This is a genomic window from Pseudomonas sp. DL, from assembly GCF_047199225.1.
GTDB lineage: Bacteria > Pseudomonadota > Gammaproteobacteria > Pseudomonadales > Pseudomonadaceae > Pseudomonas > Pseudomonas aeruginosa.
In genome coordinates this window covers 3414350-3436407 of record NZ_CP178323.1, presented here as the reverse complement: position 1 = coordinate 3436407, position 22058 = coordinate 3414350, and the positions used below count along the sequence as shown (strand labels likewise).

Here is a 22058-nt window from a genome sequence, read left to right as displayed (position 1 = left end):
GAAGATCAGAGGAGGCGGTATGCCTTTGAAGCAGTTTTCCAGTGCACTCGTTCTCGCGGCCCTGCTCGCCGGTTGCAGCAGCAACGGCGACGGCCCGTCCACCGAAGGCGCCAGCGTAGCCACCGGCAGCGCCAGCGCGCCCGCGGCCACCCCGGCAGCGGACGGCCGTTGCGACGCCAATGCGGTGCAGGCCTATGTCGGCAAGCAGGCTTCCGCGGCCATCGTTGAGGAGGCCCGCCGCGCCGCCGGAGCGGAAGTCGCCCGGGCGCTGCGCCCGCACGATGCGGTGACCATGGACTATAACCCGCGCCGGCTGAACATCGATGTCGACGACACGCTGGTGATCAAGCGCCTGTCCTGCGGCTGACCGCCCAGCCCCGAATACGAAGAAGCCCCGCATCGCGGGGCTTTCTCTTGGCCGTTCGACGAGGCCTCAGATGGCGGTACTGCGTAGGGCGGCGTTGGACTGGCTGACGGCGGTTTGCGGTTTTTCCTCGAGAATTGCCTGACGCTTGGCCTGGTATTCCTCGAACGACAGGCTGCGTCGGGCCAGGTCCTCCAGCGCCAGTTGCCTGACCTCGTCGCTGCTGTACGGGCGAGAGGGGTTGTAGTCGCTGGCGCAGCCGGCGAGGGCGAGGGAGAACAACAGTACGCTGATGAGTGCCTTGGCCATGACCGGCTCCTGGATTCGCTTTCCTGGGGGAATGGTCGAAAGGCTAACAACCGCGCCGCTGCGCTAGAAATCATCCTGCTCGATAGTGCTTATTCGTTCGGCTGAACGCGGGAAGAAGCGCTGCCGGCGGCGGCAGGCGCCAGCCGGGCCGTGGGGTGGACGACGCGATTGGCGCCGCCCGCCGGCATGTCCCGCGCTCGGCCGGGAGAACAAGCGGCAGGCCGCTGGGGCCTGCTCAGGCGGCGACTTGCGCAGGCTTGCCCAGCAGGCGGTCGACCAGGCTGCAGGCGGCGAGAGTGGCGACCGAGGGGATCAACCAGGCCAGGCCCTGTTCGGCCAGCGGCAGGTGCAGCAGCCATTGCGGGAAGTCCTGGCCCAGGCCCGCCGCCTTCAGGGCATCGAGCACGCCGAACGCCAGGGAAACCAGCATCACCGGGGCGAGGATGCGCGTCGCCGAATGCCAGAGGCCGATGCAGAAGCTCAGCGCCACCAGCACGATGCACGGCGGATAGATCGCGGTGAGCACCGGGATCGAGACCTGGATCAGCTTGGTCAGGCCGAGGTTGGAAACGATGAAGGAGAACCCTGCCAGGATGATCACCAGGCTGCGGTAGGACAGCGGCAGGCGCTGGCAGAAGTACTCGGCGCAGGCGCAGGTCAGGCCGACCGCGGTGACCAGGCAGGCCAGCGCGATAAGTCCCGCCAGGAACGAGCTGCCGAGGCTGCCGAAGGTATGTTGCACGTAGGCATGCAGGACCGCCGCGCCGTTGCTGGCGTCGGCGGCGATGGCATGGCTGCCGGCGCCGAGCCGGAACAGGCTGACGTAGACCAGCACCAGGCCGACACCGGCGATCAGCCCGGCGACGATGGCATAGCGGGTGATCAGCCGCGGCGACTGCACGCCGCGGGAACGGATGGCGTTGACGATGACAATGCCGAAGACCAGCGCGGCGAGGGTGTCCATGGTCAGGTAGCCGTTGACGAAACCCTGGGAGAACGCGGCCTGGGTGTACTCCGGCTGGGCCGTGCCGATCGGGCCGGCGGGCCAGAGGAAGGCGGCGACGCCGAGAATCGCCAGGGCAAGGATCTTCAGCGGGGCGAGGAAGCGTCCGACGGTGTCCAGCAGGCGACCGGGGTAGAGGGAGATGGCCAGGGCCAGAAGGAAGTACGCCAGGCTGTAGACGAACAGCGCCGTGCCGCTCTCGCCGAGCAGCGGCACCACGCCGACCTCGAAGGACACCGTGGCGGTGCGCGGAATGGCGAACAGCGGGCCGACCGCCAGGTAGCAGACCGCCGCCAGCAGGCCGCCGGCATACCTGCCGATCGGATGGCTGAGGGCGTCGACCGAACCGCCGACCTTAGCCAGGGCGATCACGGTGATCACCGGCAGCCCCACCGCGGTGATCAGGAAGCCCAGCGCCGCCAGCCACACATGGGGGCCGGACTGCAAGCCGACGATGGGCGGGAAGATGATGTTGCCGGCCCCGACGAACAGGGCAAAGGTCATAAAACCAAGCGCCAGGATGTCCCGGCCTTTCAAAGCGTTCATGCTGGAGAGGTACCGCGCTGCTCGAGGAAATTCACAGAAGGGTTTCCCGGGGGGTAGGGGAAACGGCACTCATCTGGATGGGACGAGCAGGGGAGGCGGCCGCCGTCCTTGTGGGAACCGGGCCGTAAGCTTGGCATGCTAACGAAAATGCCGTGGTCGCGGGATAGACATTGGTCTGGCTGTCCTTTTGTTGAAAAACGACGTCGCAATCAGAACAGTCCGTAGGCACTGGCGCCGGAGCGCTCCGCGTTCCTTGCCGCTTGCTGTCTTCCGCCCGCATCGGCGGCGCCATGCGGGGGGATGCCGGCGAACCCGGAGAGCGCCCGGAAAGCTTCCCGCGAACTTTTTGCAATCCGGCTGAAAGCCCCGGAATACAAGGGTTGCGGCGCTTTCGGAGGGTTACGTTTTCTGTAGGTATTCTTCACGAAAGATTGACGGATCGCCGAGCAGACTGCCGCCGTCGTCGAGTGCTGCCAGGGGCAACGCTGCGCACGGCAACCCGGAAGTCAGTGAAGATCCGTGCCCATGTCGAAAGCCCGCGCCGTCCGTCCCGAACTGCTGACCCTGCTGGTCAGCCTCGCCTTCCTGCTGTTCTACAACCTGCCGCTGTGGCAACGCCTGCTGGCGATCACCCCGGGGGGCTGGCAGGGCCTCGGCATGATGCTGGCGGTCGGCCTGATGATCGCCGCGATCTTCAACCTGGCGCTGACCCTGCTGGCGTTCCGCTGGCTGCTCAAGCCGGCGCTGACCCTGCTGATCCTGGCGGCCGCCGGTACCACCTACTTCATGACCCAGTACGGCGTGCTGATGGACGTCGGCATGCTGCGCAACGTCATGCAGACCAACCCGGCCGAGGTCGCCGACCTGCTTTCGCCGAAGCTCGCCGTCTACCTGGCGTTGCTTGGCGCGCTGCCGGTCTGGCTGCTGTGGCGCACGCCGGTGCGCTACCGGCCGTGGCCACGCGAGCTGCTGAGCAAGCTGCTGGTGGCGCTCGCCTGCCTAGCCCTGCTTGCCGGGGTGGCGCTGGCCAATTACCAGGGGCTGTCCTCGCTGTTCCGCAACAACAAGGAACTGCGCCTGCAGGTCACCCCGAGCAACCTGGTCGGCGCCGCCATCGGCTACGCCAAGGGCCAGGCCCAGGCCGCCAGCCAGCCGCTGCGGCCGATCGCCGTCGATGCCCGGCGCGCCGACCTGTGGCAGGGCCATGCGCGCAAGTCGCTGACCGTGCTGGTGGTGGGTGAGAGCGCGCGGGCACAGAACTTCGGCCTCAACGGCTACGCTCGCGAGACCAACCCGCGGCTGAAGGCCGAGGAGGGCCTGATCAACTTCTCCAACGTGCACTCCTGCGGTACCGAGACCGCGGTGTCGGTGCCCTGCATGTTCTCCAACCTGGGCCGCGCGGACTACAGCGACGCTCGCGCGCGCACCCAGGAAGGCCTTCTCGATGTGTTGCAGCGCGCAGGCCTGCGGGTCCTGTGGCGGGACAACCAGTCCGGCTGCAAGGGCACCTGCGACCGCGTCGCCTTCCAGGACCTGAGCGAGAGCAAGGATCCGGCCCTGTGCGACGGCGGCGAGTGCCATGACGAGATCCTCCTGCGCGACTTGCAGGCCTTCATCGACGGGCTGCAACAGGACACCGTGCTGGTCCTGCACCAGATGGGCAGCCACGGCCCGGCCTACTTCAAGCGCTATCCCAGGGAGTACGAGAAGTTCACCCCGGTCTGCGCCAGCAACGACTTCAGCGCCTGCTCGCGGGACAGCATCATCAACGGCTACGACAACACCCTGCTGTACACCGACCACGTGCTGGCCAGCCTGATCGACCTGCTGCGCAAGAACGAAGAGCGCATCGATACCGGCATGCTCTACCTCTCCGACCATGGCGAGTCGCTCGGCGAGTACAACCTCTACCTGCATGGCACGCCTTACCTGCTGGCGCCGGACCAGCAGAAGCACGTCGGCATGCTGGCCTGGTTCTCGCCCGGCTACCAGAGCGCCTTCGGCCTCGACAGTAGCTGCCTGCGCCAGCGCAGCAACGAGGAGCTGTCCCAGGACAACCTGTTCCACTCGATGCTCGGCCTGCTGGAAGTGCGCACCGGCGCCTACGATCCCGGCCTCGACCTGTTCGCCCCGTGCCGTGCGCCGGAGGTCCTGCAGGCGCTCAAGGCCGACGGCGGACGGGCGCTGTACTCCGAGGAAGCGTCTGGCCAGGAGCCGCCGGCTTCCTGATACGACTCGGCGAAAGGACTATTTCCTTCGCCTCGCGGAAGGGTAAGGTTCAGCCTCGGAACCCGCGAGGACGCCCATGGATCGCCACGCCCAACACCACCCCAGGAGCCGCGCCTGCGTGCTGCCCAACGGCCTGCGCCTGCACCTGGCGCATGATCCGGCGGCATCGCGCGCCGCTGCCTGGCTGCGGGTGGCGGCGGGCAGCCACGACGAGCCGAGCGCGCATCCCGGCCTGGCCCACTTCCTCGAGCACCTGTCGTTTCTCGGTGGCGCGGCGTTTCCCGGCGACGAGCGCCTGATGCCGTGGTTGCAGGTGCGCGGCGGCCAGGTCAACGCCAGCACCCGGGGCAGGACCACCGACTATTTCTTCGAGGTGACGGCGGAGCACCTTGGCGCCGGTCTGGCACGGCTGATCGACATGCTCGCCCGCCCCTTGCTGGACATCGATGCGCAACGGCGCGAGCGCGAAGTACTCGAGGCCGAATACCTGGCGCGCTCGGCCGACGAGCAGACCCTGATCGACGCGGCGCTGGCCCTCGGCCTGCCCGCCGGACACCCCCTGCGGCGTTTCGCTGCCGGGCGCCGCGACAGCCTGGCCCTGGAGAACGATGCGTTCCAGCGGGCCCTGCGCGAATTCCATGCCGCCCACTATCACGCCGGCAATTGCCAGCTATGGCTGCAAGGGCCGCAGGCACTGGACGAGCTGGAGAGGCTGGCGCAGCGTGCCTGCGCCGACCTGCCGGGGCGCGCGCCAGGCGCGAATCCGCCGCCGCCGCCGTTGCTGCCCTTCGCCGGCGAAGCGCTGGCGCTGCGCCTGCCGGGACCGCCGCGGCTGGTGCTGGGCTTTGCCCTCGACGCTTTGTGGGAGGCCGACGAACAGACCCTGCAGGCGTTCGCCGAATTGCTCGGCGATCGCTCGCCGGGCGGGTTGCTGGCGGCACTCGGCGAACAGGGCCTGGGCGAATCGGCGGCGCTGCGGGTGGTTCATCGGGACGCGCGGCAGGCGCTCCTGGCGTTGACCTTCGAACTGTTCGACGGCAGCGCGGCGGCGGCGCTGGAGGCGGCCTTTTTCGACTGGCTGGGCGACCTGCGCGACGATGCCGCCAGCCTGCTGGCGGCGCGCCGGCCGTTGCTGGCGGAGCCCACTGCACCGCTGGAGCGACTACGCCAGCGCGTTCTTGGCCTGCCAGCGGAGATTCGCCCGGCCTGCCTGGACGCGCTGCGCGCCGACCGTTGCCTGCGGCTGCACCTGGACAGCGAACTCGACGGTGCCGAAGCGCGCTGGTCGGCGGGCTTCCGCCTGAGTGTGGCGCCGGTTGCCGCAGCGCCGCCGCTGGCCGCGCAGCGGCATGCCTGGCGCTTCGAACTGCCGTTGCCGCCCAGTGCCGCCGCCGAGGGCGCGCTGTTCCTGCGCTGGCGCTTTCCCGGTGTGCCCGCACGGTCACGCTTCCTGGCGCTGCGCCAGGCGTTGCGTCCGCTGTGCGGCCAGGCGCGCCTGGGGGGAGTGGAGATGGGCCTGGAGGCGCTCGGCGAAGACTGGTCGCTGAGCCTGCTCGGTCCGCGCGATCGCCTCGAGGCCGCCGTGCGCCCGGCCCTGGCCCGGCTCCTCGCGGCGCCGCCCGACTGGCGCGCAAACGGCGAGCGTCTGTCCTCCGCCGAGCGGCGCCGCAGCGCCACTGGCCTGCCGATCCGGCAGTTGCTGGACGCCTTGCCCGGCCTACTCGGCGAGCCGCTGGCGGAGGTCGACGATTGGCGGCGGACGCGCTGGGACGCCTTGGTCATGCAGGCCGCGATGCCAGATCCCCGATGGATGCCCGGCCAGGCTGCCGGCGAGCGCCTGGAGCCTCTGCCGCCGAGGCCCGGACGGCATCGCCGCGAACTGGCCATGGACGGCGAGTCGGCGTTGCTGCTGTTCTGTCCGCTGCCCACGCAGGAGGTGCCGATGGAGGCGGCCTGGCGCTTGCTGGCGCGCCTGCACGAACCGGCCTTCCAGCGGCGCCTGCGCGACGAGCTGCAACTGGGCTACGCGTTGTTCTGCGGCTTCCGCGAGGTCGGCGCCCGGCGCGGCCTGCTGTTCGCCGCGCAATCTCCGCGTGCCTGCCCGGAACGCCTGCTGGAGCATATGGAGACCTTCCTCCAGCGCTCCGCCGAGGCGCTCGCGCAACTGCCGGCGCAACGCCTGGCCGGCCTGCGCGAAGCCCTCGCCGACGACCTGCGCCGAGCGCCGGGCAGCTTCGCCGAGCGAGCACGGCGCGCCTGGGCGGAGCACCTTGGCGGTGGCGCCGGTCGCTCCCGGCTGCTCGCCGAGGCCGCTCTCGGCCTGAGCGGCGACGACCTGCTCGCGGCCCAGGCCCGGTTGCTGGAGGCGCGCGGCGGCTGGTGGGTGCTTTCCAGCCGGCGCTGAAGCGAGCCACGCGGTAACTCGACGACAGCCTTGCCGGCGTCACTGCGGCGTTAGGTCGAAAGCCGCGCTGCTTCGGTGGCGCTCCCGCCGCGACCAAGGTTGCGCTACCGCCGGAGGAGCGCTGCCCGCGCCTTGCGCAGCGGCACCCACGCCCACCATGAAGAAGCGTCGAAGCAGGCCCAAGGAAGCGTATGGCCGGGCTTTCCCGGTTTCGATAATCGGCTCCGCCACGACCGGCCCGGTCGTTTCACCTCGCGGAGTGCGCCATGAACAAGAACAACACCGCCGTTCGCCGAATCCTGCCGCTGACCCTGGCCTCGCTGGGTGCCCTGGGCGGCCTGCAACCGGCCGCCGCCGATATCCTGCTGTACGACAAGGACGAGACCACCTTTTCCACCGACGGCTACTTCAATGCCTTCTACGTCAACAGCGACGTCGACCGCCAGGGCGAGACCTACGATCGCCGCCAGTCGCGGGTGAAGATGGGATTCCTGCCGAACTACATCGGCTTCAACTTCGGCAGGAAGGTCGACGAGCTGAGCCTCGGTGGTCGCGCTTCCTTCTGGGTGACCATCAACGACAGCGAGACCGACGGCACCGATACCGCCATCGACGTCCGTCAGTTCTACGGCACGGTCGCCGGCGACTGGGGCGAGGTGCTGATCGGCAAGGACTTCGGCCTGTTCTCGCGCTCGAACATCTTCCTCGACGAACTGCTGGCCGGTTTCGGCAACCCCAGCGACACCCTCGGCCTGGTGGACGGCAAGGGCGTCTCCTTCGGCAACATCGGCACCGGCTATCCGTACCCGTTCCCCACCTCGCAGATCACCTACCGCAACAACAACCTGCTGCCCGGCCTGCGCATCGCCGTGGGCATCCTCGACCCGATCGACTCCAACCAGATCGACAAAGATGCCAGCGACGGCCTCGACGACAAGGCCTACCAGGACAACCCGCGCTACGAGAGCGAGGTCAGCTACCAGTTCGACCTGGCCGGGGCGCAGGTCTACAGCTGGATCAACGGCGGCTACCAGACTTCGAAGAACACCAGCGACAGCGTCGACAGCGTGACTTCCAAGGGGGTCGGCTATGGCTTGCAGGTGAAGATGGGCGGCTTCTCCGTGACCGGTTCGGGGTTCACCGCCAAGGGCATCAATCCCTTCTTCACCAACAACGCCGGCGAAGCCGCGCTGCGCGAGGTGGACAGCCGCGGCGCATTGCTGCAGGGCTCGTATTCATGGGGCAAGAACCGCCTGGCGCTGTCCTACGGCAAGACCGTCGACGACGGCAACGGCCTGGGTTCCGCGGCCGACTACGAGAGTCGCGGCATCGCCTATTTCCGCACGATCAACGACAACCTCAAGCTGGTCGCCGAGCTGAACCGCTACCGGATCGACGGGCGCGACGGTGCCGCGCTCGACGAGGACACCGACACCGTGGCCCTCGGCGCCGTACTGAACTGGTGATACCGCTACTTTCGAAGGACCCCGCCGCGACCCAAGTAGGATAGGGGCCGCGGCGGCGCCCTTCGTAGAATGCTGGCGAGGCGGAACGACGGGGGAGCGGGCATGTACGAAGGGCAGGGGGAAGGGGTCTGCAGGGGCATGTCCAGCGCGCGCGACGTCGAAGTGGTGGCCCAGGACCTGGCGCGCCAGCTTATCCATCCGCACCTGGGCTTCGTGCTGTTCTTCTGTTCCGCGGAATACGACCTGCCGGCCCTTGCCGAGATGCTCGAACGCTACTTCGGCGGCATCGACCTGGTCGGCTGCACCACAGCCGGCGAGATCACTCCGGCGGGCTACGGGCGCGGCTGCGTCAGCGCGGTGGGCTTCGACGTGCGCAGCTTCGCCATCAGCAGCGCGCTGATCGACGAAATGGAGCGCTTCAGCCTGCTGGACGCGCAGCAGATGGTCGAGACCCTGGTGGCCGGCTGTCGCCGCGGCGGCCTGGCGCCGATCAAGGACCACAGCTTCGCCCTGACCTTGCTCGACGGCCTGTCCAGCCGCGAAGAGGTGGTGCTCGCCGCGCTTGGCGCGGCGCTCGGCGCGATCCCGCATTTCGGTGGCTCGGCCGGCGACGACCGCCACCTGACCCACACCCATGTCTACCACCAGGGCCAGTTCCATACCGGGGCGGCAGTGGTGGTGCTGGTCAACACCTGGCTGGACTTCGAGGTCTTCACCACCCATCACGTGGTGCCGCGCGCCGAAAAGTTGGTGGTGACCCGCGCCGACAGCGGCAGCCGGCGGGTCCACGAACTCAACGCCGAGCCGGCGGCGCTGGAATACGCCCGGCTGGTCGGGGTGGCACCGCAGGCGCTGGATTTCGCCCTGTTCTCCGCGCATCCGCTGGCGGTGCGGGTCGACGAACGCTATTACGTGCGCTCGATCCAGCAGGCCAACGAGGACCTGAGCCTGACGTTCTACTGTGCGGTGGAGAACGGCATCGTTCTCACCGCGATGAGCACCGGTCCGCTGTTGCCCAACCTGGAGGCGCAGTTCCGCCGCCTCCACGAGCGCCTCGGACCGCCGTTGCTGACCATCGGTTGCGACTGCTTCCTGCGGCGCCTGGAGCTGGAGGTCGGCGGTGACACGCAAGCTACCGCCGCGTTTCTCCGCAGCCAGCAGGTGATCGGCTTCAACACCTACGGAGAGCAATTCAATGGCATGCATATCAACCAGACCTTCACCGGGGTCGCCATTGGCCGACCCCGCGGAGGTGTCCGTCGCTGAGCTGCAGGCGCGGGTCGTCGCCCTCGAAGAAGAGCGGCACAAGTTGCAGCGGATCAACCAGGCGCTGATCGGACGCATCGAGTCGAGCGCTGCGCAGAGCGACGAGGCCTACGGTGCCTTCCAGTATTCCGTGGTGTTGGCCGAGCAGGTCCGCGAGCGCACCGACGCGCTGAGCCAGACGATGCTCGAACTGAAGGCCAGCAACCAGTTGCTCAGCGACGCTCGCCTGCGTGCCGAGACCGCCCACCAGCATCTGCTCGACGCTATCGAAAGCATCTCCGACGCCTTCGTCCTGTTCGATCCGCAGCAACGCATCGTGTTGTTCAACGAGCGCTTCCGCGCGCTGTGGATCGACAGCCGGGCGCGGATCGGTCCTGGCATGCGTCGCGCCGAACTGCACCGGCTGGCGCGTAGCGGCGGGCTGATCGTCGAGGAGCAGCGCGGCGGCGACCAGCAGACCCTGTACCGCCTGCGCGACGAGCGCTGGCTGCGGATGAGCGAGCGACCGACCCGCGACGGCGGGCTGGCGGTGCTCTACAGCGACGTCACCGAGATCAAGCTCAGCGAGACCGCGCGCCGCGAGCAGGCGCTGGCGCAGAAGTCGCACCTGTTGCAGCGGGCGGTGGACAATCTCTCCCAGGGCGTGGCGATGGTCGGTGCCGACGGCGTGCTGGAGTTGTGGAACCGGCGCTTCCTGGAGCTCTGCGGGCTGGCCCCGATCGCCGGGCACCGGGCCTTCGCCGAAGTCATGGCGGAGAGCGAATTGCCGTTGCTCACGCCGCGCAGCCAGGACTCCCAGGGGAGTCCGCTGAGCGCCCGCGAGCAGCGCCTGTTCGATGGCCGGGTGCTGGAGATCCGTACCCATGCGCTGCCCACCGGCGGCTTCGTCAACACCTTCACCGACATCACCGAACGCTATCGCCACGCCGAGGCGTTGCGCGCCAGCGAGCGCTGGATCCGCCTGATCACCGACCAGGTGCCGGCGCTGATCGCCTATCTCAGCGACGAACTGGTCTACGAATTCACCAACAAGGTCTACGAGGAGTGGTACCGCTGGCCCAGCGGCTCGATGCTCGGCCGCTGCCTGCGCGACGTGCATGGCGCCGAGCACTGCCGGCGCCTGGAGCCGTACTTCGAGCGGGCCCTGGCCGGCGAAAGCGTGACCTTCGAGATCGCCGAGACCGCGTTGTCCGGCGAGGAGCGCTACATGCAGCGCTCCTACGTGCCGAACCGCCAGGCCGACGGCCGGGTCGCCGGGCTGTTCGTGCTGATTCGGGATATCACCGAGCGCCGGCGGACCGCCGAGGCGCTGCACCAGGCCTACCAGAACCTCGAACAGCGGGTGCGCGAGCGGACCGCCGAGCTGACCACCCTCAACGACCAGTTCAAGCGCGAGATCCACGAGCGCAGCCAGGTCGAGGCGCGCCTGCGCGAGGCCAAGCGCGAGGCGGAACAGGCCAACCTGTCGAAGACCAAGTTCCTCGCGGCGGTCAGCCACGACCTGCTGCAACCGCTGAACGCCGCGCGGCTGTTCACCAGCGCCTTGCAGGAGCGCGGCAGCGCGGCGCGGGACAACGAGGCGCTGGTGAACAACATCAGCCATTCGCTGGAGGACGTGGAGAACCTGCTCGGCACCCTGGTGGACATTTCCAAGCTGGACGCCGGCGTGATCACCCCGGACATCGCCCCGTTCGAGCTTGGCGAACTGCTCGGCAACCTGGCCGCGGAGTACCGCCAGGTAGCCGCCAGCGAAGGGCTACGCCTGGACTTCGTGGCCTGCGGGGCGCTGGTCCGCAGCGACCAGCAACTGCTCGCGCGAATCCTCCGCAACCTGCTTTCCAACGCCATCCGCTATACCCCGCGAGGGCGCGTGCTGCTGGGTTGCCGCCGGCATCGGCAGCGCCTGTCGATCGAGGTCTGGGACACCGGGGTGGGCATCGCCGCCGACAAGCTCGGCGAGATTTTCCAGGAATTCAAGCGCGGCGAGTCACAGCGTTGTCACCAGGACCGCGGGCTCGGCCTGGGATTGGCGATCGTCGACAAGATCGCCCGCATGCTCGGCCACCGGGTCCGGGTCGGCTCGCTGCCGGGCAAGGGCTCATGCTTCGCCATCGAGGTACCGCTGGCCCGCCATGCCCCGCGCAGTCGCGCCGAGCCGCTGGCCAGCGCGGACGACCTGCGCGAGCGCCTGCGTGGTTCGCGGGTGTGGGTGCTGGACAACGATGCGGCGATCTGCGCAGGCATGCGCACGTTGCTCGAAGCCTGGGGCTGCCGGGTAGTGACGGCGCTGTCGGAGGAAGACCTGGCGCGACAGGTCGACAACTACCATGCCGAGGCCGACCTGCTGATCGTCGACTATCACCTCGACGACCAGCGCAACGGCGTCGACGCGGTCGCCGCGATCAACGCCCGGCGCGGCTCGCCGCTGCCGGCGCTGATGATCACCGCCAACTACAGCAACGAGCTCAAGCAGCAGGTCCGCGAGCTTGGCCATACCCTGATGCACAAGCCGGTGCGGCCGATGAAGCTGAAGACCGCGCTCTGCCACTTGCTGGAGCGCGAAGCCTCGGTCTGATTCAGGCGCCTTCGCGCGCCGCGCGGCCCAGGCGCGGGGCGAGGATCAGGGCGATCCCGCCGAGCACCGCCAGGGTCGCCGGCGGCAATCGCGGGGCGAGCGGCTCGCCGAGCAGCAGGGCGCCGCAGAGGGCGGCGAGCACCGGCACGCTGAGCTGCACCGAGGCGCCCTGGATCGCCGTCAGCCCCGGCAGTGCGCTGTACCAGACGGCGTAGCCGAGGCCGGAGGCGAGGGCGCCGGAAAGCAGGGCATAGGCCAGCCCGGCGCCGTCCAGCCGCAACTGTCCGTGGAATGCCAGGAGCAGCAGGGCGGCGAAGGCAAGGGCACGCAGGAAGTTGCCCGCGCTGACCGCCAGCGGATCGCCGCCGCCGCGGCCGAGCAGGGTATAGAGGCCCCAGGCGAGGCCGGACAGGAGCATCAGCAGGGCACCGCCCAGCGGCGGCGCGCTGGCTCCGGGGAGCAACAGGAACAGCAGGCCGCCCAGGGCCAGCAGGAAACCGAGCAGCGCCTGTCCGCCCAGCCGTTCGCCGCGCAGCAGGCCGGCCAGCAGCAGGGTGACCTGTACCGCGCCGAATAGCAGCAGCGCGCCGGTGCCGGCGTCCAGCTGCACGTAGGCGTAGGAGAACGCGGCCGCGTAGACGAACAGCGCCGCCGCCCCGCGCCAGCCGCCGCGCGCGGGCGTGGCCGGGCCCCGGCGCAGATGCAGCAGGATGGCGAGCATGAGGGCGCCGGAGAAGAGACGCAGGGCGGTGAAACTGACCGCGTCGATGGCGGTGTCCTTCAGCGCCGCGCGGCAGAGCAGCGAATTGCCGGCGAAGGCCAGCATCGCCAGGACAGTGAGCAGCAGGGTACGGCGGTCGGGCATCGGCGGGTCTCAGCGGCGCAGGTAGGCGGCGAAGTCGATGTCGCCGGCGCTGAGGATCGCCTGGACCCGGTTGTGTACCTTGAGCTTGCGCAGGATCGCCGAGACGTGCGCCTTCACCGTGGTCTCGGCGATGTCCAGGTTGTAGGCGATCTGCTTGTTCGACTCGCCCTTGGTCATCCGCTCCAGCACCAGCAGCTGCTTGCGGGTCAGGGCCTGGAGCAGTTCCGGGGAGATGCCGTGTTCTTCGTGGCCGCTGCGTCGCGGCGAACTCTTCTGGGTGCGGATCACGTCCGAGGGCAGGTAGACGTTGCCGTTGAGGATCTGCTCGATGGCTTCGGTCATCTGCGCGCGTGGCGAGGACTTGGTGATGAAGCCCACCGCGCCGTAGGTGATGGCCTGTAGCACCACCTGCTTGTCCTGCTCGGCGGAGACGATAACCACGGGAATGGTCGGGGCCTCGTTGCGCAGGTTCATCAGGCCGTTGAGGCCGTGCATGCCGGGCATGTTCAGGTCGAGCAGGATCAGGTCGAGGTCGTCGTGTTCCTGGGTCAGGCCCAGGGCGCTGTCGAGGTCGGCGGTTTCCATCACTTCGCTGCCGGGGAATCCGTCGGCGATGACATTGTGGATGGCCTCGCGGAACAGCGGGTGGTCGTCGGCGATCAGGATCTTGTACATGGCCTGCACCTCGTTATTGTCGTTATGGGCGGCTGGTGGCGGCTCGGGGCACGCGGGCGGATGCGAATGCGCTCACGGTAGCAGTCGTGGGCGCGATAGCCCAGCGGGCGGGCGTTCCGCCGCGCGCTGCCGGGGACGCGTCGCGGAGCGTCGGCGGCCGGGTAGGCGGAGAAGGCAAACTCGGTACTGCGGCGGGACCGCCGCAGGGTAGTCGGGCGCTACGCGGGGCAAGGCAAGGCGGGGCATGGCGGCTTCTCGTCGTTTCTTCTTGTATGCGTCATTACAGGGCAGGCGCGCTGCTTTGGAAATTCGACGTCCGGAGGGGTGAACCAGTACCAAAGTAGCAGGACCAGGCGCTTGCGCAGCGCTCCTGCTGCATCGGCGGCGCCCGCAAGGGCGGCTGGAGGCGGGTGGCCGCGCAAAAGTAGCGGCCCGGCAGTACCAAGGTAGTAGCACGCCGTGGCTCCGCGCGTCCTAGCATGTCTCGACAACGACAATGGACAGGAGTCGCCGCCATGCGCATCGCCGTCACCCTGGTGTTGCCCATCCTGCTGATCCTCAGCCTGCTCGGGTTCGATTTCCTCTATTCCCGCCACCTCGGCCAGGAAAGACCTGCCGCCTGCGCCGTCGGACAGGCCTGTCGGATCGCCCCCTGAGCCACGCCATGGATGACCTGCGACCCGCCGGCCCGGCGGAGTACCGCTGGCTGCTCGCCGTGCAGGAGCGCGAGCGGCGCTTGCTGGCCCAGGCGGTGCATGACGATATCGGCCAGTACCTGACGGGCATCCGCACCCAACTGTTGTTGCTGCGCTGCACGGCAGGCGACGGGCAGCCGGCGCTGGCACGCCTGGAGCGCTACTGCCAGGGGCTGGACGACAGCTTCCGCGCGCTGCTGCGCGGTCTACCGCCGCCGGCCCTGCAACGCCAGTCGCTGGACGAGGCGCTGCGCGCCTGCGTGGCGGACTGGCAGGAAGGCCAGGGCATCGCCTGCGAGCTGCGCCTGGGCGGTCCGCTGCCGCCCCTGGATGCGGCGGCCGGGACCCATCTCTACCGCCTGTTGCAGGAGGCGCTGAACAACGTCGCCCGGCATGCCGGCGCCAGCCGCGTGCGGATCCGCCTGCAATGCCGTGGCGGCTTTCTCTACCTGAGCGTACGCGACGACGGTCGCGGCTGCGCGGCGGACCCGGCACCCGGCTTCGGCCTGGACTCGATGCGCCAGCGCGCGCGCTGCCTGGGCGCTGAACTGAGCCTGCGCAGCCGTCCCGGACAGGGCCTGGCGTTGCGCCTGCGGATGCCGCTGGAACGCGACGACTGAGAGGAGAGGACGATGAAGATCCTGCTGGTGGACGATCATTTCGTGGTCCGCGAAGGGCTGGCCGCGCTGTTGCGCGGGCTGCTCCCCGACGTGGAGGTGAACGAGGCCGGCGACGGCGAAGAAGCCTTGCAGGCGGTGCAGCGGGAAATTCCTTCGCTGGTCATCGTCGATCTCGGCCTGCCGGGCATCAGCGGCCTGGAACTGACTCGCCGGCTGCGCCAGCGCCTGCCGCAGTTGCGCGTGCTGTTCTTCAGCCTCCACGACGAACTGGCCCTGGTGCGCCAGGCGCTGGATGCCGGTGCCCGCGGCTACGTGACCAAGCGCGCGGCGCCGACGGTGCTGCTGGAGGCGATACGGCGAGTGCTCGCCGGCCAGCTCTATCTGGAGCAGCCCCTGGCCACGCGCCTGGCCTGCCAGTCGTGGGAAGAGCAGGGCGGGGCAGCGTTGCGCGGGCTGACCCGTCGCGAGTTCGAGATCTTCCGCCTGCTCGCGCGTGGCCTGGCCCTGCGCGAGGTGGCCGAGCACCTGGGGGTAAGCGCCAAGACCGTGTCCAACCATGTCAGCCTGCTCAAGCAGAAGTTGCAGGTGAGTACCCAGGCGGAACTGGTGCACCGGGCCATCGACAGCGGCGTGCTGCGGCTGGGCCTGCCGCTGCCGCTCGCCGAGGAGGCTCGCGGCAGCCTCGGCTAGGGGGCCGTCGCTGCTGTCCGGCGCTTCACTGCCAGCCCGCGGGGCAATCCTTGCAACCCTGCATGTTGCTGCCCTGGAAGTTGCCGAAGCGCACCTTGCTGCCGCGCAGGTCGGCATCTTCCAGGTTGGCCTCGGCCAGCTTGACTTCCTGCAGGTTGGCGTCGCGCAGGTCGGCGCCCTTGAGATCGGCGCGGGACAGCCAGGTCATCTCCAGGTCGGCGGCGCGCAACGTGGCCTGGTGCAGGCGGCCGCCGCTGAGACGGGCGAACTCCAGGTAGGCGGCGGTGAGGTCGGCGCCTTGCCACTGGGCGCCCTGGGCGAACAGGCCCCAGGCCTGGATCGCCACCGCCCTGGCGCCGGAGAGGTCGGCGCCGCGCAGGTTGGCTTGCTGCAGGCTGGCGCGGGTGAGGTCGGCGCCACGCAGGTTGGCTTTTTCCAGGTTGGCCAGGTCGAGCCTGGCGTGACGCAGGTCGGCGCCGGAGAGATCGGCGCCGGCCAGGTCGATGCGGCCGAGGTCGAGGTTGCGCAGGTCGGCGCCGCGCAGGTCGGCCTTGGCGCAGCGCGCGCCGGGCTCCAGGCGGCAGCCGGCGATGACGCGGACGTCGTCGATGTCGTCGGCGGCCTGGGCCAGGCCGGCGCCGAGCAGGGCGGCGCAGAGGAGGAAGGTCTTCATCGGGATACTCCGCAGGCGGGGAAAGCCGCGCCTCGCAGGGCGCGGCGCGGGGATCAGCGGCTGGCGGTGCGGTTGTCCCAGCTGGGCAGCTTGAATACCCAGAAGGAACCGCCCTGGGCCACCGGCCGGGTCAGGTCGGCCATGTCGCCGCCCCACAGCGGCACGGCGCCGCCGTAGCCGACGGTCACGCCGAGGTACTGCTCGCCGTCCTGTTCCCAGGTGATCGGTGGCGAGACGATGCCGCTGCCGGTCTGGAATTTCCACAGCTCCTTGCCGCTCTTCGCGTCGAAGGCCTTGAAGTAGCCGTCGCCGGTGCCGGTGAACACCAGGTTGCCGGCGGTGGCCAGCACCCCGGCCCAGAGCGGCAGGTGTTCCTTGTGTTCCCAGACCACCTTGCCGCTGACCGGGTCCATGGCGCGCAGGCTGCCGACGTGGTCGTCGTACATGCGCTTGATCCGGAAGCCCATGCCAAGGTAGGCGCTGCCCTTCGTATAGCTGACCTCCTCGGTCCAGTAGTCTTCCTTCCAGTGGTTGGCCGGCACGTAGAACAGGCCGGTGTCCTGGCTGTAGGCCATCGGGTTCCAGTTCTTGCCGCCGAGGAACGGCGGCGATACTTCCACCGCCTTGCCATGCTTCTGCCCCGGTTCCGGCAGCGGCGGGCGCTGGCCCTCGCGCTCCACCGGGCGGCCGGTCTTCAGGTCGATGTGGCTGGCCCAGGTGATGTTGTCGACGAAGGGGAAGGCGTTCTGCAACTTGCCGTTGCTGCGGTCGACCACATAGAAGAAGCCGTTGCGGTCGGCGTGGGCGGTGGCCTTGACGATCTTGCCGTCCTTGGCCTTGTAGTCGAACAGCACCAGTTCGTTGTTGCCGGAGAAGTCCCAGGCGTCGTTGGGGGTGTGCTGGTAGAACCACTTCACCTCGCCGCTGCTCGGGTCCACCCCGACCTGGCCGGAGGTGTAGAGGCTGTCGTAGTCGTGCGGGTTGCCGCCCTTGGCGGTGCGCGCCCAGGTGTTCCACGGGCCGGGGTTGCCGGCGCCGACGATGATGGTGTTGGTCTCGGCGTCGAAGCTGGCGCTCTGCCAGGGAGCGCCGCCGCCGTGGCTCCACGACTCGACCTTGCCGGTCGGCGAGTTGCGATCGTCCGGCCAGGAGGGTGCCTTGACGTCGCCGGTCACCGTGCTGTCCTTGCCGTTCAGGCGGCCCATGTGGCCTTCGACGAAGGGACGCATCCAGATTTCCTCGCCGGTATCCGGATCGCGGGCGAACAGGCGGCCGACCACGCCGAACTCGTCGCCCGAACTGCCGTGGATCAGCAGGACCTTGCCGGTCTTGCCGTCCTTCACGATGGTCGGCGCGCCAGTCATGGTGTAGCCGGCGCCGTGATCGGCGAACTTCTTCTTCCACACCACCTTGCCGGTGTTCTTGTTCAGCGCCACCACCGAGGCGTCGAGGGTGCCGAAGAACACCTTGTCGCCATAGATCGCGGCGCCGCGGTTGACCACGTCGCAGCACGGGCGGATGTCGTCGGGCAGGCGGTGGTTGTAGGTCCACAGGCGCTTGCCGGTCTTCGCGTCGAGGGCGAACAGCCGCGAGTAGGATGCGGTCACGTAGATCACGCCGTCGCTGACGATGGCCTGGGACTCCTGGCCGCGCTGTTTCTCGTCGCCGAAGGAGTACGACCAGGCCGGGGTCAGCTTGAACACGTTGTCGGCGTTGACCTGCTTGAGCGGGCTCCAGCGCTGGGCGTGGGTGCCCATGCCGTACTGCAGCACGTCGCCGGTGGTCTTGTCGTCGTTGGCGATGTCCTCCCAGGTCACATCCTTGGCCAGCGCGGCGCCAGCGCTGCCCAGGGCGACGGCGAAGGCGAGGCAGTGCAGGCTCGGGCGCAGGAGGCCGGCAGGGGCGGGTGAGGTTCTTGTTGTCATGATCGGGTTCCCGTTTGGAGTGAGGGTCGAGAAACGGCAGGCCGCTGCTCGGGCCGCGGCGGCTTCATGGTGGAAGCGGGGCGCGCCGACGGGAACGGAAGATCGCCCGATTCGTCCGGGAAGACTTCCCGGACGGGGCATGACTTGGACTTGCTGCCAAAGCCCCGCGTAAGGCCTTCCGAGGCTCTACTCCGAAGGGAGTAGGCGAGGACGCCCAAAGCAGGATTCGGGCGCGCGGCGGAGCTTCCTAGGATGGCGATGAGCGCCGTTTGGCGCCCGTGCCTTGTCCTGTCTCCCCGGAGGAATGAAGTGATGAACAAGAACAACGCCTTGCGCGGCCTGCTGGTGCTGGCCGGTCTCAGCCTCTCGAGCCTGGCGCTGGCCCACGGCGATGTGACCCCCCAGGCAGTGGACACCAAGGGACTCGAGCCGCTGGGCAAGGAATGGCGCGACACCAACCCCTACCGCAAGCCCTACGCCAAGCACGACCTCGCCGTCGAGATCGGCGCCTCCGCCTACAACCAGAACTGCGCGCGCTGCCACGGCCTGGAAGCCAAGTCCGGCGGCATCGCCCCGGACCTGCGCCTGCTGGAGACCGGCGCCGAGGGCGACGAATGGTTCAAGGAGCGGGTCATCAACGGCGCGGTGCGCGATGGCGCGGTGTACATGCCGAAGATGGCCGACTTCATCAGCCAGGAAGGCCTCTGGGCGATCCGCAGCTATCTGGAAAGCGTGCACGTCGACGAGTGACGCGCCCGACCCTTCGCCGCCGACCGCGGCGCCCTTGCACGAGTCCGCCGCGCCACGGCGGAACGACCACACAGGAGAGCTTCGCCATGATCTACGCAGCGCCCGGAACCCCCGGTGCCGTCGTTACCTTCAAGCCTCGCTACGGCAACTACATCGGCGGCGAGTTCGTGCCTCCGGTCAAGGGCCAGTACTTCACCAACACCTCGCCGGTGAACGGCCAGCCGATCGCCGAGTTCCCCCGTTCCACCGCCGAGGACATCGACAAGGCCCTCGACGCCGCCCACGCCGCCGCCGACGCCTGGGGCCGCACCTCGGTGCAGGAGCGCTCGAACATCCTGCTGAAGATCGCCGACCGCATCGAGCAGAACCTGGAACTGCTCGCCGTCACCGAGACCTGGGACAACGGCAAGGCCGTGCGCGAGACCCTCAACGCCGACATCCCCCTGGCCGCCGACCACTTCCGCTACTTCGCCGGCTGCATCCGCGCCCAGGAAGGCTCCGCTGCCGAGATCAACGACAGCACCGTGGCCTACCACATCCATGAGCCGCTGGGCGTGGTCGGGCAGATCATCCCGTGGAACTTCCCGCTGCTGATGGCCGCCTGGAAGCTGGCCCCGGCGCTGGCCGCCGGCAACTGCGTGGTGCTCAAGCCGGCCGAGCAGACCCCGCTGGGCATCTGCGTGCTGCTGGAACTCATCGGCGACCTGCTGCCGCCGGGCGTGCTCAACGTCGTCCAGGGCTTCGGCAGGGAGGCCGGCGAGGCCCTGGCCACCAGCAAGCGCATCGCCAAGATCGCCTTCACCGGTTCCACCCCGGTCGGCTCGCACATCCTCAAGTGCGCGGCGGAGAACATCATTCCCTCCACCGTCGAGCTGGGCGGCAAGAGCCCGAACATCTATTTCGAAGACATCATGCAGGCCGAGCCGGCGTTCATCGAGAAGGCCGCCGAGGGCCTGGTGCTGGCCTTCTTCAACCAGGGCGAGGTGTGCACCTGCCCGTCCCGCGCGCTGGTCCAGGAGTCGATCTACCCGGCGTTCATGGAAGAGGTGCTGAAAAAGGTCAGGGCGATCAAGCGCGGCGACCCGCTGGACACCGAGACCATGGTCGGCGCCCAGGCTTCCCAGCAGCAGTACGAGAAGATCCTCTCCTACCTCGACATCGCCCAGCAGGAAGGCGCCGAGCTGCTCGCCGGCGGCAGCGTCGAGAAGCTCGAAGGCAACCTGGCCAGCGGCTACTACATCCAGCCGACCCTGCTCAAGGGGCACAACGGCATGCGCGTGTTCCAGGAGGAAATCTTCGGCCCGGTGGTCGGCGTCACCACCTTCAAGGACGAAGCCGAGGCCCTGGCCATCGCCAACGACACCGAGTACGGCCTTGGCGCCGGCCTCTGGACCCGCGACATCAACCGCGCCTACCGCATGGGTCGCGGGATCAAGGCCGGTCGCGTGTGGACCAACTGCTACCACCTGTACCCGGCCCACGCCGCGTTCGGCGGCTACAAGAAGTCCGGCGTCGGTCGCGAGACGCACAAGATGATGCTCGACCACTACCAGCAGACCAAGAACCTGCTGGTGAGCTACGACATCAACCCGCTGGGCTTCTTCTGAGCGGTCCTCAGCCGCCGCGGATCGCTCCGACCCGCGGCCTTTCCGCCAAGGCACCTGCGGGTGCGCTCGTCCCGCGTCCCGACGCGGCTTTCCCCATGGCGGGTTCTGGCGCGACGCGGCCCTGGCCGCGTCTTTTTTTTCGCCTCGCCGCCGCCCCTGCATGGACTAGGCTTCTGCCCTGCACCAGGGCGAACCAGGGGGGCGCAACGGCGTTCTCCCGGCGAACCTTGAGCGGGACAGGCAGTCCCTACCAAATCAGGGGGAAAACTCCTTCGAAAGTCTCATTCGGAGCGAGCCCCGCTGATGTTTAACTCGACCTGCCGGAATCGCCCGGCCCCACCAGAGAGGATCGACCCCATGTGGACCAAGCCCAGCTTCACCGACCTGCGTCTCGGTTTCGAAGTGACCCTCTACTTCGCCAACCGCTGATCCGTTCGGCCCCGGTCTTCCGGGGCCTCCCTCCAGCCCGCGGGGCAGACCCATGCACATCCGTATTCTCGGTTCGGCCGCCGGCGGCGGCTTCCCCCAGTGGAACTGCAACTGCCGCAACTGTCGCGGGGTCCGCGACGGCAGCGTAGCGGCCCAGCCACGCACGCAATCCTCCATCGCCCTGTCCGACGACGGCGAGCGCTGGATCCTCTGCAACGCCTCGCCCGACATCCGTGCCCAGATCGCCGCCTTCCCGGCCCTCCAGCCGGCGCGTCGGCCGCGCGATACGGCGATCGGCGCGATCGTCCTGCTCGACAGCCAGATCGACCACACCACCGGCCTGCTCAGCCTGCGCGAAGGCTGCCCGCACGAAGTCTGGTGCACGCAGATGGTCCACCAGGACCTCAGCGAAGGCTTCCCGCTGTTCCCCATGCTTTCCCACTGGAACGGCGGCCTGCGCCATCGGCCGATCGCCCTCGATGGCGAGCCTTTCGCCATTCCGGCCTGTCCGCGCCTGCGCTTCACCGCGATCCCCCTGCGCAGCAGCGCGCCGCCGTATTCCCCGCATCGCGGCGACCCCCATCCGGGCGACAACATCGGCCTGTTCGTCGAGGACCTCGATAGCGCCGGTACCCTGTTCTATGCGCCGGGCCTCGGCGAGGTGGACGAGGCGCTGCTCGAATGGATGCGCCGCGCCGACTGCCTGCTGGTGGACGGTACGCTCTGGCGCGATGACGAGATGCTGGTCTGCGAGGTCGGCGACAAGCTCGGCCGGCAGATGGGGCACCTGGCGCAGAGCGGGCCGGGCGGCATGCTCGAGGTGCTGGCGAAGGTGCCGGCCGCGCGCAAGGTGCTCATCCACATCAACAACACCAATCCCATCCTCGACACCGCTTCGGCCGAACGCGCCGAACTGGATGCCAGCGGCATCGAAGTGGCCTGGGATGGCATGCACATCCAGCTGTAG

19 protein-coding genes are annotated in these 22058 nt (G+C 68.7%); 13 read left to right on the top strand and 6 right to left on the bottom strand.

The window, feature by feature from the left end; all coding sequences use genetic code 11:
• The first annotated feature begins 19 nt into the window (after positions 1-19).
• The gene (locus ACI766_RS15890) at positions 20-367 is read left to right on the top strand and encodes an I78 family peptidase inhibitor (RefSeq protein WP_003113470.1); all 348 of its coding nucleotides are present in this window, start codon (positions 20-22) and stop codon (positions 365-367) included.
• A gap of 66 nt (positions 368-433) precedes the next feature.
• On the opposite strand, the gene ACI766_RS15885 is transcribed toward ACI766_RS15890, so the two are convergent.
• The gene (locus ACI766_RS15885; protein WP_003088496.1) at positions 434-673 is read right to left on the bottom strand and encodes a hypothetical protein; all 240 of its coding nucleotides are present in this window, start codon (positions 671-673) and stop codon (positions 434-436) included.
• A 235-nt stretch (positions 674-908) separates the two neighbouring features.
• Positions 909-2222 (bottom strand): branched-chain amino acid transport system II carrier protein, encoded by a 1314-nt coding sequence (brnQ, locus tag ACI766_RS15880; RefSeq protein ID WP_003113469.1) that lies wholly within the window; start codon positions 2220-2222, stop codon positions 909-911.
• Positions 2223-2747: 525 nt separating this feature from the next.
• Between brnQ and ACI766_RS15875 the strand changes: the two genes are divergently transcribed.
• From ACI766_RS15875 to nahK, 5 genes are all read left to right on the top strand, one after another.
• Positions 2748-4451: a phosphoethanolamine transferase gene (locus ACI766_RS15875; RefSeq protein WP_003144414.1), complete on the top strand. Its 1704-nt coding sequence runs from the start codon at positions 2748-2750 to the stop codon at positions 4449-4451.
• 76 nt (positions 4452-4527) lie between these two features.
• Positions 4528-6855 carry a pyrroloquinoline quinone biosynthesis protein PqqF gene (gene pqqF / locus ACI766_RS15870; RefSeq protein WP_003144412.1) on the top strand — a complete coding sequence of 776 codons (2328 nt, stop codon included), beginning with the start codon at positions 4528-4530 and terminating at the stop codon, positions 6853-6855.
• A 266-nt stretch (positions 6856-7121) separates the two neighbouring features.
• On the top strand, positions 7122-8321 hold the full coding sequence (locus ACI766_RS15865) for a porin (RefSeq protein ID WP_003107001.1): 1200 nt from the start codon (positions 7122-7124) through the stop codon (positions 8319-8321).
• A 102-nt stretch (positions 8322-8423) separates the two neighbouring features.
• Positions 8424-9587 (top strand): nitric oxide-sensing protein NosP, encoded by a 1164-nt coding sequence (nosP, locus tag ACI766_RS15860; protein WP_003106998.1) that lies wholly within the window; start codon positions 8424-8426, stop codon positions 9585-9587.
• Positions 9517-12162, top strand: a complete 2646-nt coding sequence (gene nahK, locus ACI766_RS15855; RefSeq protein ID WP_003119141.1) for a hybrid sensor histidine kinase/response regulator NahK/ErcS' — start codon at positions 9517-9519, stop codon at positions 12160-12162. The genes nosP and nahK overlap by 71 nt, the downstream gene beginning before the upstream one ends.
• Before the next feature lies 1 nt (position 12163).
• Here the strand turns inward: nahK and ACI766_RS15850 are convergent, their stop codons facing one another.
• Both ACI766_RS15850 and agmR read right to left on the bottom strand, forming a co-directional pair.
• Positions 12164-13027 carry a DMT family transporter gene (locus tag ACI766_RS15850; RefSeq protein ID WP_016851709.1) on the bottom strand — a complete coding sequence of 288 codons (864 nt, stop codon included), beginning with the start codon at positions 13025-13027 and terminating at the stop codon, positions 12164-12166.
• Positions 13028-13036: 9 nt separating this feature from the next.
• A complete protein-coding gene (agmR, locus tag ACI766_RS15845; RefSeq protein ID WP_003107754.1) occupies positions 13037-13702 on the bottom strand; it encodes a response regulator AgmR in 666 nt (221 codons plus the stop codon).
• A 515-nt stretch (positions 13703-14217) separates the two neighbouring features.
• On the opposite strand from agmR, the gene ACI766_RS15840 reads away from it, so the two are divergent.
• Genes ACI766_RS15840 through ACI766_RS15830 form a run of 3 tightly spaced genes read left to right on the top strand, consistent with a single transcriptional unit; the run spans position 14218 to position 15707 of the window.
• Positions 14218-14358 carry a hypothetical protein gene (locus tag ACI766_RS15840; protein ID WP_003088510.1) on the top strand — a complete coding sequence of 47 codons (141 nt, stop codon included), beginning with the start codon at positions 14218-14220 and terminating at the stop codon, positions 14356-14358.
• Between the two features lie 8 nt (positions 14359-14366).
• A complete protein-coding gene (locus ACI766_RS15835; protein WP_003107757.1) occupies positions 14367-15017 on the top strand; it encodes a sensor histidine kinase in 651 nt (216 codons plus the stop codon).
• Positions 15018-15029: 12 nt separating this feature from the next.
• Positions 15030-15707, top strand: coding sequence for a response regulator transcription factor (locus tag ACI766_RS15830; protein ID WP_003124732.1), 678 nt, complete (start codon positions 15030-15032; stop codon positions 15705-15707).
• Positions 15708-15732: 25 nt separating this feature from the next.
• Here ACI766_RS15830 and ACI766_RS15825 read toward each other — a convergent pair whose 3' ends face one another.
• Both ACI766_RS15825 and exaA read right to left on the bottom strand, forming a co-directional pair.
• Entirely contained in the window at positions 15733-16380 is a 648-nt protein-coding gene (locus ACI766_RS15825) for a pentapeptide repeat-containing protein (protein ID WP_003088520.1), read from the bottom strand.
• Positions 16381-16433: 53 nt separating this feature from the next.
• Positions 16434-18305, bottom strand: coding sequence for a quinoprotein ethanol dehydrogenase (gene exaA / locus ACI766_RS15820; protein ID WP_003088524.1), 1872 nt, complete (start codon positions 18303-18305; stop codon positions 16434-16436).
• Between the two features lie 312 nt (positions 18306-18617).
• On the opposite strand from exaA, the gene pedF reads away from it, so the two are divergent.
• From pedF to pqqB, 4 genes are all read left to right on the top strand, one after another.
• Positions 18618-19055, top strand: coding sequence for a cytochrome c-550 PedF (gene pedF, locus ACI766_RS15815; RefSeq protein WP_003107652.1), 438 nt, complete (start codon positions 18618-18620; stop codon positions 19053-19055).
• An 86-nt stretch (positions 19056-19141) separates the two neighbouring features.
• Complete coding sequence (locus tag ACI766_RS15810; RefSeq protein ID WP_003117412.1) at positions 19142-20662, top strand: aldehyde dehydrogenase family protein; 1521 nt, start codon at positions 19142-19144, stop codon at positions 20660-20662.
• 357 nt (positions 20663-21019) lie between these two features.
• The gene (gene pqqA, locus ACI766_RS15805; RefSeq protein ID WP_003106462.1) at positions 21020-21091 is read left to right on the top strand and encodes a pyrroloquinoline quinone precursor peptide PqqA; all 72 of its coding nucleotides are present in this window, start codon (positions 21020-21022) and stop codon (positions 21089-21091) included.
• Between the two features lie 52 nt (positions 21092-21143).
• On the top strand, positions 21144-22058 hold the full coding sequence (gene pqqB / locus ACI766_RS15800; protein ID WP_003106464.1) for a pyrroloquinoline quinone biosynthesis protein PqqB: 915 nt from the start codon (positions 21144-21146) through the stop codon (positions 22056-22058).

What these genes read in the sequence shown, in the direction of transcription:
- nahK (WP_003119141.1), top strand. Translation starts at nt 9,517, where the DNA reads ATGGCATGCATATCAACCAGACCTTCACCGGGGTCGCCATTGGCCGAC.
- ACI766_RS15830 (WP_003124732.1), top strand. Translation starts at nt 15,030, where the DNA reads ATGAAGATCCTGCTGGTGGACGATCATTTCGTGGTCCGCGAAGGGCTG.
- pedF (WP_003107652.1), top strand. Translation starts at nt 18,618, where the DNA reads ATGAACAAGAACAACGCCTTGCGCGGCCTGCTGGTGCTGGCCGGTCTC.
- ACI766_RS15865 (WP_003107001.1), top strand. Translation starts at nt 7,122, where the DNA reads ATGAACAAGAACAACACCGCCGTTCGCCGAATCCTGCCGCTGACCCTG.
- ACI766_RS15835 (WP_003107757.1), top strand. Translation starts at nt 14,367, where the DNA reads ATGGATGACCTGCGACCCGCCGGCCCGGCGGAGTACCGCTGGCTGCTC.
- ACI766_RS15840 (WP_003088510.1), top strand. Translation starts at nt 14,218, where the DNA reads ATGCGCATCGCCGTCACCCTGGTGTTGCCCATCCTGCTGATCCTCAGC.
- exaA (WP_003088524.1), bottom strand. Translation starts at nt 18,305, where the DNA reads ATGACAACAAGAACCTCACCCGCCCCTGCCGGCCTCCTGCGCCCGAGC.
- agmR (WP_003107754.1), bottom strand. Translation starts at nt 13,702, where the DNA reads ATGTACAAGATCCTGATCGCCGACGACCACCCGCTGTTCCGCGAGGCC.
- ACI766_RS15850 (WP_016851709.1), bottom strand. Translation starts at nt 13,027, where the DNA reads ATGCCCGACCGCCGTACCCTGCTGCTCACTGTCCTGGCGATGCTGGCC.
- pqqB (WP_003106464.1), top strand. Translation starts at nt 21,144, where the DNA reads ATGCACATCCGTATTCTCGGTTCGGCCGCCGGCGGCGGCTTCCCCCAG.
- pqqF (WP_003144412.1), top strand. Translation starts at nt 4,528, where the DNA reads ATGGATCGCCACGCCCAACACCACCCCAGGAGCCGCGCCTGCGTGCTG.
- ACI766_RS15810 (WP_003117412.1), top strand. Translation starts at nt 19,142, where the DNA reads ATGATCTACGCAGCGCCCGGAACCCCCGGTGCCGTCGTTACCTTCAAG.
- ACI766_RS15825 (WP_003088520.1), bottom strand. Translation starts at nt 16,380, where the DNA reads ATGAAGACCTTCCTCCTCTGCGCCGCCCTGCTCGGCGCCGGCCTGGCC.
- brnQ (WP_003113469.1), bottom strand. Translation starts at nt 2,222, where the DNA reads ATGAACGCTTTGAAAGGCCGGGACATCCTGGCGCTTGGTTTTATGACC.
- nosP (WP_003106998.1), top strand. Translation starts at nt 8,424, where the DNA reads ATGTACGAAGGGCAGGGGGAAGGGGTCTGCAGGGGCATGTCCAGCGCG.
- ACI766_RS15875 (WP_003144414.1), top strand. Translation starts at nt 2,748, where the DNA reads ATGTCGAAAGCCCGCGCCGTCCGTCCCGAACTGCTGACCCTGCTGGTC.
- ACI766_RS15885 (WP_003088496.1), bottom strand. Translation starts at nt 673, where the DNA reads ATGGCCAAGGCACTCATCAGCGTACTGTTGTTCTCCCTCGCCCTCGCC.
- ACI766_RS15890 (WP_003113470.1), top strand. Translation starts at nt 20, where the DNA reads ATGCCTTTGAAGCAGTTTTCCAGTGCACTCGTTCTCGCGGCCCTGCTC.